7 protein-coding genes, 1 tRNA gene and 1 other RNA gene are annotated in these 11,910 nt (G+C 31.6%); 1 reads left to right on the top strand and 8 read right to left on the bottom strand.

Annotation, left to right across the window (positions count from 1 at the left end; genetic code table 11):
• Positions 1–57: 57 nt before the first annotated feature.
• Both rnpB and EGI22_RS09630 read right to left on the bottom strand, forming a co-directional pair.
• Positions 58–403, bottom strand: an RNA gene (rnpB, locus tag EGI22_RS09635) — RNase P RNA component class A.
• Between the two features lie 17 nt (positions 404–420).
• Positions 421–1,716 (bottom strand): DUF4403 family protein, encoded by a 1,296-nt coding sequence (locus EGI22_RS09630; RefSeq protein WP_255068052.1) that lies wholly within the window; start codon positions 1,714–1,716, stop codon positions 421–423.
• A 437-nt stretch (positions 1,717–2,153) separates the two neighbouring features.
• Here EGI22_RS09630 and EGI22_RS09625 point away from each other — a divergent pair, with 437 nt between their 5' ends.
• The gene (locus tag EGI22_RS09625; protein WP_255068051.1) at positions 2,154–3,431 is read left to right on the top strand and encodes an aminotransferase class I/II-fold pyridoxal phosphate-dependent enzyme; all 1,278 of its coding nucleotides are present in this window, start codon (positions 2,154–2,156) and stop codon (positions 3,429–3,431) included.
• Between the two features lie 2 nt (positions 3,432–3,433).
• Here the strand turns inward: EGI22_RS09625 and EGI22_RS09620 are convergent, their stop codons facing one another.
• From EGI22_RS09620 to EGI22_RS09595, 6 genes are all read right to left on the bottom strand, one after another.
• Positions 3,434–5,521, bottom strand: a complete 2,088-nt coding sequence (locus EGI22_RS09620) for a vWA domain-containing protein (protein ID WP_255068050.1) — start codon at positions 5,519–5,521, stop codon at positions 3,434–3,436.
• Between the two features lie 42 nt (positions 5,522–5,563).
• Positions 5,564–6,307, bottom strand: a complete 744-nt coding sequence (gene fabG, locus EGI22_RS09615; protein ID WP_255068049.1) for a 3-oxoacyl-[acyl-carrier-protein] reductase — start codon at positions 6,305–6,307, stop codon at positions 5,564–5,566.
• Positions 6,297–6,989, bottom strand: a complete 693-nt coding sequence (gene rsmI, locus EGI22_RS09610) for a 16S rRNA (cytidine(1402)-2'-O)-methyltransferase (RefSeq protein WP_255068047.1) — start codon at positions 6,987–6,989, stop codon at positions 6,297–6,299. The genes fabG and rsmI overlap by 11 nt, the downstream gene beginning before the upstream one ends.
• 479 nt (positions 6,990–7,468) lie before the next feature.
• A tRNA-Ser gene (locus EGI22_RS09605) sits at positions 7,469–7,553 on the bottom strand.
• A gap of 198 nt (positions 7,554–7,751) precedes the next feature.
• Complete coding sequence (locus EGI22_RS09600; RefSeq protein WP_255068046.1) at positions 7,752–10,553, bottom strand: PD-(D/E)XK nuclease family protein; 2,802 nt, start codon at positions 10,551–10,553, stop codon at positions 7,752–7,754.
• Positions 10,554–10,580: 27 nt separating this feature from the next.
• On the bottom strand, positions 10,581–11,894 hold the full coding sequence (locus EGI22_RS09595; protein ID WP_255068044.1) for a deoxyribodipyrimidine photo-lyase: 1,314 nt from the start codon (positions 11,892–11,894) through the stop codon (positions 10,581–10,583).
• Positions 11,895–11,910 lie beyond the last annotated feature (16 nt).

The raw sequence follows: 11,910 nt of genomic DNA, 5'->3' as shown, positions 1-11,910 counted from the left end.
AACCCGTCCCTGTTTTAAATTTGGAGTGCAAAATTAGTAATTATTTTTTAAAATAAAAAATGAAATAAGCTAATAAGCCGAATTCTGTTCTATCCTATCATTTATCTAGTGTTTTGATCGCTCAAAACCTTTATCAACCTACCCTCCGACTTGAGCGAGCAACTCTTTAATGTCGGTTTATTTGGTCTTTCAACTCATGAGGTTTACCTCTGCGTTTTGCTTCACAACAAAACCGGTGGTCTCTTACACCCCCTTTTCACCCTTACCGAGCTCTCGCTAGGCGGTATTTTCTGTGGCACTAGCTGTGAAGACAAGTCTCCCCTACCCGTTAGGTAGCATGATGCTCTATGTTGTTCGGACTTTCCTCCAAATCCTAAAATCTGGCGATAGGTCAGCTTATTTCGGTCGCAATTTACTAAATTAAAGTCCTTTCACAAGCAACTCTACCTTAGCTTTGGCTATAACTGTAGCAATAATACCATTTTCTGAAACTTTTACTTGATCTGGAACAACCGAAAATATCTCACCTTTCATTTTTATACCTTTTGATATTTCAGAATTAATAGTACTCAATACACTTTGTTTTCCAAATTCAATAATCTCTGAAACTGGCAATCCAAACTCATTTTCGATTTTTTTCTCAAGCGTACCCTCCAATAACCATGCACCGGCTTTGTGTAAAATATTTTTTGTTTTTATGTCCAGCTCTGTCTGGGTCAAAACAATCATTTTTTTCTCTGGATCATAAACAGGAAACCCTTTAAGAAATATCTGACCTTTAAAACTTCCTTTGGTCGTAGTTATCAATGATAAATAATCTCCGTCAGCTTTAATTTCAATATCTGTAATTTCAATTTTGTACTTCCCATTTTTAAACTCGAATTTTTCACCTAAAAACATTGATTTACTTATTCTGGTAGCCTCTGAATATGAAATTTGATTAAAAAGTTGAATTTCGAAAACTTCAGAAATCGTTGGAATAGACTTTAAAGAAGGTATATTTTGAATTTGTTTTGGTGAATATAATGGAGTACCAACTAAAGTCTCAACGAACAATTTTATGCCAATAGTTGATTTTAGACTCTTGCCAGATGCCTTTAAAGGGGTGATATAAACATCTACTGGCTCCAATTTTACCCAAGTATTATATTCTTCCGAAGCCAAAAAAGGTTTTTGAGAAGTATTCCACGCATCAAGAACATAGGGTTTTAATGAGTAATTGTCCTTAATGGTTTGATCTATTTGGGATGCAAATGAAGCTAAATTATTGGTAATTAATTTTCCAATTATTGGCCCAAGCGGTATTTCAACATATCCTGTTTTTAGAACAGGCTTTGTAATCCAATCAAAGCCTAGTCCATTAGTAATAGTTTGAATTGAGTAATCAGGAGTAATTCCAAACTTTGAAGAAAATTTTAGCTTTATCTCAAATACTGTGGCAGGTGATTGTGAAATCCCAAGAATACTAATCCTTTTTTGAGCCCAAACTTTTAAAGGAACCTCATATGTGATAATGTCATTTATAGCACTGGTAAAAACCAAATTCCCATTTCTCCAAACTTTTGCTTTAAGTTCATCTTGGTTATTATCATCAAAACTATTGTCTTCAAAAATCAGATTCGGCATTCCCGTATTTATCTTATTTTGAAGATCTTCAATAGAAATTTCTAGCGGAATACTGACTATAGATGGTTTTTTTTCGAACACTAACGGCATTGAAGGTGCGTTCGAATTTGATATTTCTACTTGGCAAAAACCAGCCTTCACAGTAAAAATAAGATAGATTAATGGGAAAAATTTCAAAATTTAGCGTTTTTTTCTTACAAAAATACACAACGAAATTTTAAGATTTAAATTTGATTCTATTAACTCTCATTATATTACATGGACTATCTTTATTCATTTAAAGTAAAATTCATCATTGAAAAACCGAATTCAATAAAGGTAAAAAAAACGACACCTTTTAATCATAATTTCTTGATTTTAAGACCTTAAGAAATTGTAAATCTTGTAAAATTTCGTAAAAAAAGTTATTTTTACCTATAAATAGAAAAGGTATGATTTTACTCTTGATTTATATCAATTAGTGCATTTTTTTATTTTTTTGGTACAGAGATTGAAATACATTTTTCAAAACATAAGACTAATTATTAATGAAAAAAATCTTTAAAGAACTCAATCAAATAAATACGACTTTTGAATACGGTAGAAGCTTGGGAATAGTAAGAGCAGTAGCAAAAAATGAATCTTACGATGGAAAGCTTCTAAACCTTGGAGGAAAAGAAACGGTATTTTTTGGTAACTGTAGCTATATGGGCTTGGATCAACACCCCGAAATTAAGGAAGCTGCAAAAGAAGCCATTGACACTTTTGGAATGTATTTTTCATCTTCAAGGACATTTGTTGGCCTCGAGCTATTCGAACAAATGGAAGCCAAACTTGAAGAGATGTTTGAAAAGCCGGTCAATGTTACTACATCTACTACTTTTGCACACATTTCAAATTTACCTATTTTAATAGGCAGAAAAGATGCAATAATATTGGACAATTACGTACACAGTAGCATGCAAACAGCGGTAAACCTAATGAGAAACTTAGGTGATCATGTAGAATTATTAAGACATAATAGATTAGACCTCTTAGAAGAAAGAATAAAATATCTATCTGCAAAATATGAGAATATTTGGTACATGATTGACGGGATCTACTCCATGATGGGTGATGGAGCACCTATGAAAGAGCTAGAATACTTAATGAATAAATATGAACAATTTTATGTTTATGCTGATGATGCTCATGGAACTAGTTGGACAGGAAAAAATGGTGTTGGCTATGTTTTAAACGAAATCCCAATGCACCCCAAACTTTATATTGGCATGTCTATGTCTAAGGGATTCGGTACTGGAGGTGGGTTAATGGTATATCCTGATAGAGAATCAAAAGAATTGGTAAAAAACTTAGGAAAGACAATGATATTTTCTGGCCCGCCTCACCCAGCAGCAGCAGCAGCAGCAATAAAATCAGCAGAAATTCACATGAGACCAGAGTTTGCTGATCTTCAATTAGAACTTAAACAAAAGATAGAATACTTTTGGAAAAAGGCGAACCAATTAAATCTACCGCTAAGTGGTAATTTTAAGACCCCTATATTTTTTATTGGCACAGGAACAACTGAAAATACAGCCTTTACCACCAAAAGCCTATTAGATGAAGGTTTTTTTGTTTCAGCATGTACTTTTCCGAGCGTTCCTATAAATAAAACAGGTATTAGAATTACACTCTCCAAATATATCACACTCAAAGATATAGACAATTTGCTTGAAATGGTCAATCAGATTTTTAATCAGTTGGAGAATATTGGCAAATTGGATAGAGAAAATATCAAAAAAAGGTTTGTGGACAAAACTATTCAAGAATTACATTTGGTGTGATATTAATATCCACCAAAGTATTTTCTTAAAGCCCACTCTATCGAAGCAATTAATACTATTAAAAAAAGAATCCAACGAAAATTAATAAAATCTTTGAGCTCCTCAATACTCACAACTTTATTTATTAAACCTTTAGTTTCTAGACTTTTACGCAATTCTATTATATTCTTATAAGACACATAATCTCCATTATTCTCGTTTGAAAGTGTCTTTAACAAACCAAAATCTGCTACAGCATTTTCTGTTTCATTGTCTATTTGACTAACAATAAACTGACCTGTTGTATTTTCGGTTTTTCCTAAAATGGCTGAAGAGGCAGAGTATGAATAAATACCAGCTGGTAAATTCGAAAGTTCAAATCTTGAAGATTCTTTTGAAATTTTGAAATCGTATACTTTCTCTAAACCCTTTTCGTCTTTGATTTTCAAACTCACATTTTGATCGTATATTCTTTCAAAAAGATTATTGTAGGCTTCTGCTTCAAAACCAATTTTCTGATCTATATTAAATATTTCTAAAACGGGATAGACTCTAAGTTTACTTTTGTCTTCTTTAATCGATAATAGTTGTAAAGTCTTAACTAAAAGGTCATCTATTACATTTTGATTATCGTTCATAGCAAATTCCTCCAATCGCCATTCCCATAAACCTTCGCCTACAAAAACAGCCCTCTTAACGTCCCCACTAAGGTTTAAAGCCAGCAGAGGTCTGCCCGTGTTAATATTTCCAATGTTTTGAGACATCAAAACTTCTGCACCAGGAAAAAGCTTGTACTCACCAAATGGTACAGAAACGGGAGGTAGTTTTTCAATTAAATCTATCGAATTGTCCGATAAAGTGAACCTTTGAAAAGCACTATTCAATTTCGCGGTAGTTTTGTCAAATTTATTAAGCTGAGAGTTTATCCCAATCACGTTTTGCATTCCATTAAAAGTAGGAATATTTGTTTTGCTACCTACTATGAAAAAAGCAGGCTTTTTCTTGGCTAAAAGAGTACTAACTATACCTGTAGAACTACCATAAGCATCAGGTACTTGGTGCAAAATCAAAATATCGAATGGATCTTTGCCTATTAAGGCAGGTTCAGTAGATTGCAAAATCTGAATTTGTAGCTCAAACAAATCATTTTTTTCAATTATTGACTTTAATGCTTTGATATCAGGATGAGGAGCATATGCAAGCAAAAGGATTTTTTCTTTACCATTTACAACATCCACAACAAAATCTTTAATGTTATTCTTTGTCGAATACTCACCTTCAACCGGTTTTACCTCAGCAATAAACCTTTGTTTTCCTACTTTGTCTGCTGGTAATTCGAATGAAATTGATTGAAAATCATCATTTTTGTTGATATTGATATTCTTTTGAGCTAAAACAGCACCTGAACTATTTTTTACAGTTATTGTAGAAGATTTTCCTGAAAGCAAATATGAAGATACGTCGACATTTACAGTAAAGTCATTGCCCAAATATGCCAACTTATTAGCAGCTATTCCAGAAATATAGATATCTTTTTTGATAGTTGTATCACCAATTCCAACAGTGTGAACATTGAAAGGATATTTTTGAAAAGAAGGAGAAACTCCTTCATTTATTATTCCATCTGACACCACAATAACATCGCTCAAATTCTGACCTTCATAATTATTTTTCAAATCACTTAAAGCTGATGATAAGTTCGTTTTATTCAAATTAAACTTTGTCTCTTTTAAGTTTTCAACTTTCTCTTCATTTAGCAATTTGATTTCCAAGTCAAAACCTTTATCAAAAATGTCATTTTTCAGAGCAGAAATGCCATCTAAAAGTTCATCTAAGGCACTTTTACCAGCAAATGTCATTGATTTAGAATTGTCTAAAACCAAAACCACTTTGGGTTTAATAATAGAATTATTAAAAGTTTTGATTAAAGGATTAACAAGTAAATAAGAAATCAAAAAAGCCAATACACCTCTTAATATTGAAAGGATAATTTTAGGGTTTCTTTTAAAAATAGGACTCCTGAAATAGGTAAATAAAGCATAGCCAACTCCCAATCCCAAACAAATAAAAACATACCAAAAAGGGGTTTGAGAGACTATTTCTGATTTCATTCCTTAATTAAATTCTTGTTTAACAAAAAGTTTTGAAGATTTTTACATTAACATACCTCCATCTACCACCAATACTTGTCCAGTAATATATGAAGATGCATCAGAGGCTAAAAATAAACAAGCATTTGCAATATCATCTCCTTGTCCGGCTCTTTTTAATGGAATTGACTTAGTCCATTCCTTCAATTGCTCTTCGTTTAGTTCGCCAGTCATTTCAGTTTCAATAAAACCAGGTGCAATTGCGTTGCTTCTAATATTTCTTGAGCCTAATTCTTTTGCGATTGATTTTGTAAAACCTATGATTCCAGCTTTAGAAGCAGAATAATTGGCTTGGCCAGCGTTTCCCATTAATCCAACCACTGAAGTAATGTTAATTATAGAGCCCGATTTAGCTCTCATCATGGGCTTTGTGGCAGCTTTGGTAAGATTAAATACAGATTTCAAGTTAATCCTTAATACATCATCCCACTGTTCTTCTGACATTCTCATCAAAAGCGTATCTCGTGTTACACCAGCATTATTTATCAAGACATCCAAACTACCAAAATCAGCAACTACATCAGTAATCAATTGGTCAGCTGCAGTATAGTCTGAAGCATCAGATCTATAACCTTTTACTTTTGTGCCATATTGTGACAATTCCGTTTCCAGTGCTTGTCCTTTTTCAATAGACGATAAATATGTAAAAGCAACATTTGCCCCATTTTTTGCAAAAACTTCAGCTATAGCTTTACCTATTCCTCTTGAAGCACCTGTAATTAAAACAGTTTTATTATCAACTTTCATTTTTAGTTTTTTTTGTATTAATACCTTCAACAATCATTACTATCTCACCTTTTACGGATCGAGTTGCAAAAATAGCAAGAATTTCTGATAAAGTTCCTCTAACTGTTTCTTCATGTAACTTAGAAATTTCTCTACTTACAGAAGCTGTTCGGTGTCCTCCAAAATATTCAATGAAATTTTCCAAAGTTTTAATCAATCTATGAGGAGACTCGTAAAATACCATGGTTCGTTTCTCCTCTTTTAGTTCACTCAATTTGGTTTGACGCCCTTTTTTTACAGGCAGAAAGCCTTCGAAAACAAAACTATCCGTTGGAAAACCCGAGACAACAAGGGCAGGAATTAAGGCTGTAGCACCAGGAAGGCATATAACTTCGATCTCATTTTGAACACATGCCCTTACCAACAAAAAACCTGGATCTGAAATTCCAGGTGTTCCAGCATCAGAAATCAAGGCGATTCTTTTGCCTGATTTCATAATATCAATGATTTTATGAACCGTTTTATGTTCATTAAAAATATGATAACTCTGAAGTGGTTTTGAAATTTCATAATGCTTGAGCAAAACTCCAGAAGTTCGGGTATCTTCAGCAAGAATCAAATCTGCACTTTTCAGCTCCTCTAAAGCTCTGAGGGTGATATCTTTAAGATTTCCGATGGGTGTAGGCACTAAAACAAGAGACATATTTCCTAAAATAGCTTATGTTAAAAAAAATAAATAAAAAAAACACTAATTTTTTTTCAATTGGCTCAAAATTAGATAATTATGTATATAACCATTAAAAATTAATCATATGATACTTCTAATTTCGACTCTTATTGTTCTACTATTTATCACAATTTTTTCAAACCTGAAAGATAATAAGCATAATACTTTTCCAAAAGAGTATCTCGAAGCCATGAGAAATAGACCCAGATCAACAAATTATTGATTTACAGACACTTATACACATTACTAAATTTTTCGATTATGAAAAATATTGAAATGCTTTTAAGATAGGCAAATAAGCAGCATTTTAGGATTTTTTCGTCTCAAAATGCTAGTTTTGGATTGTTTATCAAAAAAACACTTAATAAACATATCAACAGTTTGATAATCAATATTTTAGTATTTTTAATTAAAATAAGGTCAAAAAAAAACCCAACAAAACGTTGGGTTTTCAGCAGAGAGAGAGGGATTCGAACCCCCGGACCTTTAACAGTCAACGGTTTTCAAGACCGCCGCATTCGACCACTCTGCCATCTCTCTATTTGGTCGTTCTCTTAATTCGGATGCAAAGATACTAGTTTTTTCTAGCTGGACAAATGCGTAATTGATTTTTTTTCTACAAAAATTAATAGAAAAACTGGAAGTCTTTTATTTTCAATCTATTCTAAAAAAAAAAATCATCAAAAATATTTTCAATATTTTCCATTATTGGCCCTAAATCCTGTTTTTTGATCAAGGTTACCTCTGGCAAACATTTATAAACTCGCAATAAGTACATGCGTTTATATCTTCGGTTTGCTTAAATGCGATTTCCGTATTTTTTAAATCTTCAAAGATTTCTGTAAGCATATTTTCAGTTGCTTCAATTATTTGGCTTGGTAAAAGGTCGTCTTTTTTTAAAACTAAATCTGATTTTAAATTTCTTAAAGAATAAATCATTAACTCTAAAGCATTTAACTCAATTTTGGTTTTATATTCTTTTTCCAATATTTCTAAATTCGAGTAAATAAGGTAAAAATATAAAATCAATTGTCTCAACTTACCTTTCTTCGGATTTAAAAGCAGATCAATTAGTTCTTGCTTTTCCGTTCCTATTTCAGAATTTTCTACTTTTCCAGTTTTATAATCGACAACCTTCATTCCCGACGAATGCCACTCTATTTTATCTATAAAACCTTTAATTTTTATTGACGTCTCACCTACTTTATAGGATGCTAAGAGTTCTTTTTCTAAAGCTAAAATCTGAAAAGTATCCACAAACTCTTCTATTCTTTTCTTAAAATAGGCATCAATGATTTTGGAAACCACCGATACTAAAATCACATTTAAACCATTTTCAAAATCATGCTCCAAACGATATTCATTTAAAGCTTTACCAATCTCAGGTAAAACAGATTTTCTTTGCTGTTCTAAAACACCCTTATCTACTACCTTTGCATTATTTATAATAGGCTTATCTAGGTTTTCTAAAACTTTATGTACTATAGTTCCAAAAACATCGGTACCAATATGCTGCTTTACCTCATCGTCATTCCTGATTTTTTCAAGATATTTCCAATAAAACTTTAATGAACATTGAAAAAAGTCATTTATTGAACTAGCACTCAAATTCTTATTTTCAAAAAATGTGTCCACCAGAGCAATAATTTTCTCATCCTTGGTAATTATTATTTCTTTTTCATGTATTTCTATATCAGTATTAAGAAATTCTATTGAAGGGTAATTTACCTTTATATTAGCATTCAAGGGAGCCAACTCTTCCTCTATTTGTCTTATAAACCTACTTTTTTCTTTGTTTCCAAGGTTTTCAGAAGCACTAATAAGGTATATAAAATTAATTTTTTCTGCTCTTTGCATCAATCTAAAAAAATGATAGGCCATGATAGCATCATTATCAGAGTATAAAGGCAAATCAAAGAATTTAGAAGCATCAAATGGGAAAAATGAATTTGTTTTCTTTGCAGATGGCAAATTCCCTTCATTAAAAGAAAGAATAGTTACATTTTCAAAATCCAAACAACGGGTTTCCAGCATACTCATTATTTGCAATGCTGTGTCAGAATCACCTTCAAAAGGAACCCTTTCATTTTTAATAAGTTCATTAATTAAAACTTTAAAAGACTTTAAATTAATTTCAAAATCTTCTTTTACCTTTTCTTTAATGATATTCAATTTTGACTTGAGAGCATTTGCGAAAACAAATTCAATATCTGGAAATATAGAATTTTCTGACACAAAAAACCTTTCCAAAACATCCTCAATAGCACCAATACAAGCTTTTACACCTTCATTGGAAAAAAACACATTAATCACTTCTGATTGATAACCATTATGGCTAAACCATTCTTTCTCAAAAAAAGTCTTTTTACTTTTATTAACTTTTTTTACTAAATCTTCAAATGCAGCTTCGCCTAAATCTTCAATCAGAAAATGTTTAAAAACTGAATTATTGAATATTTTTCGAAGTGTATAATTAGGTAATTTGCTTATATCTGCAGAATTCTGATACTGAAAACTTTCAATTATAAGATTTATAACTTCCGAAAAAATACTATTATTAATTGGTAAGCCAATCGAAATATTAAACGGTACATCTAATGATGGAATGTTCAAAACCAAAGGTAAAAACTGATTTTCGTCTAAAACCACCACCACATGTCTCTGTCCTTTTGCTTTGTTTATTAGATTATTAACTAACTTAACCTGTAAACTTTCATTATTTAATTCAAAAATATTTATTTTCTTTTCACAAGTTTTTAGCAAATCATTTTGAAAATTCCATTCTCCATATTTACCAGTTTTTTTATAAGCTCTAAGTTTTTTCCCAGCCTTATTTTGGGAATTCATATAATAATCGTCAGTATCCCAAATACATTCCGCTTTTTTAGCTTTTACTAAATTTTCAATTATCACTCCTTCTGCCCTACTCAATGCATTTAAACCAACAAAATAAAATTTCTTTATTTGTTTCTGAAGTATCCAATCGGGGTTTTCAGCTACTTTTCGATAAACCATCCCACGATAACACTTTTTATTCTCGGCCAAAATCGCTGAAAGTCTGTCGTAAACGACTGAAATTTTATCAAAAAAACTAAAATAATTTTGAGCAGTTGGCGTAAATGCGAAGTCCTGATCTAGCTCCCAGCGACTAATAGCCTCTGCTTCACTCATATATTTAAATAACAAATGAGGGTTTTCAACTAAAGAAAAATCTACATTTTCGAAATCTTTCAAAAGGGTTGGCACCCAAGTCATGAATTTCTCGAAACTTTGGTTGGGGTCGACAGATTTTAAAATATTGAAAATCTCAAAATACAGATCTACATTGTCTAAGGTTTGAAGTCCTGAAGTATCTAAAATAAAATCATCAACAGAGTCAATTTTCGGAGCAAAAAAAGGCAGTTCCGAAAAATTAGATAATGCTTTTTTAAAGAAAAAAACCGCTCTCCTACTCGGTAGGATTACTTGAACTTGCTGTAGTTCATTTAAAGGATGCTTTTCAAAAATTGTTTGAGCTGCTAAATCTAAAAAAGCTTGCATTAATAGAATTTTTATGCAATAATAAGCTTATTCTACTTCATTTAAAGCTTCTTTGTAAACTTTTAAAGCTCTTTCTCGGGCAAATTTATGATCTACAATAGGCTTAGGATAGTTAAAACTTAGAAATTCAGGCACCCATTTTTTTATATATTTCAGTTCTTTATCAAATTTAGAAGTCTGTGACTCGGGATTGAAAATTCTAAAGTAAGGAACAGCATCGCAACCACTACTAGAGGCCCATTGCCAACCACCATTATTGGCCGAAAAGTCAAAATCATTAAGTTTTTCTGCAAAATAAGCCTCCCCCCAACGCCAATCTATCAACAAATGTTTACATAAAAAACTGGCTACTACCATTCTGACTCTGTTGTGCATAAAACCAGTTTGGTTCAATTCTCGCATCCCAGCATCTACTAACCAATAGCCAGTTTTTCCTTCACACCAAGCTTTAAATTCAGTTTCATTATTTCGCCAGGGAATTTTATCATATTGTTTTTTAAAAGCCTTTCCTTCATTTATTTGAGGAAAATTTGACAAAATATTCATATAAAAATCTCGCCAAATCAATTCATTTAACCATGTATCGCTAAACTGTTGGGCATATTTTACGCATTTCCGAATACTAATAGTGCCGAATCTAAAATGAATACTTAAATGACTTGTCCCAACAATTGCGGGAAAATCTCTATTCTCTTTATAATTTATTAATATTGATTTAGAGAGCTTTGGTTTTTCATAATTTATATCCGTTTTTTTAAAACCAATATCTGATAGAGCCCATTTTTTTTCTAAAGAAAATTTACAAAAATTCCCAAAATAAGATTCTGTAGGATATGGTTTAGTATAAAAATCATTTAACTTTTCTTTCCATTTACGCATAAATGGAGAAAAAACAGTATATGGAGTTCCAGTTGCGGAAAGTACTTCTTGTTTTTCAAAAATACATTGATCTTTAAAACTTCTAAAATCGATGTTTTTTACCTTGCAGATTTCTTTAATTTCAAAATCCCTTTCTAATGCATATTTTTCATAGTCATGATTACAAAAAACTGACTTAACTTGGTAGTTGGATAACAAGTCAGCCCAAACAGCTTCAGGCTTTCCATGTAGAATCAAAAGATCAGAGCCTAAGTCTTGCAGTTGTATTTTTAAATCTTGTAAAACCTGAAAAATAAAATCTACTCTCCTATCAGATGTATTTTGAAGTTTTTCTAAAATATTCTCATCAAAAATAAATATTGGCAAAACCGGTACTCCCGATTTAAGAGCGTGGTATAGGCCCGCATTGTCATCCAATCTTAAATCTCTCCTAAACCAAAATATAGCTACTTCTTTATTCATAATTATTAATAATTGA

It is taken from the genome of Lacihabitans sp. LS3-19, from assembly GCF_024343575.1.
Classification (GTDB): Bacteria; Bacteroidota; Bacteroidia; order Cytophagales; family Spirosomataceae; genus Leadbetterella.
The sequence above is the reverse complement of the archived record's forward strand: the minus strand, read 5'-3'. Positions and strand labels throughout refer to the sequence as shown.

What these genes read in the sequence shown, in the direction of transcription:
- EGI22_RS09630 (WP_255068052.1), bottom strand. Translation starts at nt 1,716, where the DNA reads ATGCCGTTAGTGTTCGAAAAAAAACCATCTATAGTCAGTATTCCGCTA.
- EGI22_RS09625 (WP_255068051.1), top strand. Translation starts at nt 2,154, where the DNA reads ATGAAAAAAATCTTTAAAGAACTCAATCAAATAAATACGACTTTTGAA.
- EGI22_RS09620 (WP_255068050.1), bottom strand. Translation starts at nt 5,521, where the DNA reads ATGAAATCAGAAATAGTCTCTCAAACCCCTTTTTGGTATGTTTTTATT.
- fabG (WP_255068049.1), bottom strand. Translation starts at nt 6,307, where the DNA reads ATGAAAGTTGATAATAAAACTGTTTTAATTACAGGTGCTTCAAGAGGA.
- rsmI (WP_255068047.1), bottom strand. Translation starts at nt 6,989, where the DNA reads ATGTCTCTTGTTTTAGTGCCTACACCCATCGGAAATCTTAAAGATATC.
- EGI22_RS09600 (WP_255068046.1), bottom strand. Translation starts at nt 10,553, where the DNA reads ATGCAAGCTTTTTTAGATTTAGCAGCTCAAACAATTTTTGAAAAGCAT.
- EGI22_RS09595 (WP_255068044.1), bottom strand. Translation starts at nt 11,894, where the DNA reads ATGAATAAAGAAGTAGCTATATTTTGGTTTAGGAGAGATTTAAGATTG.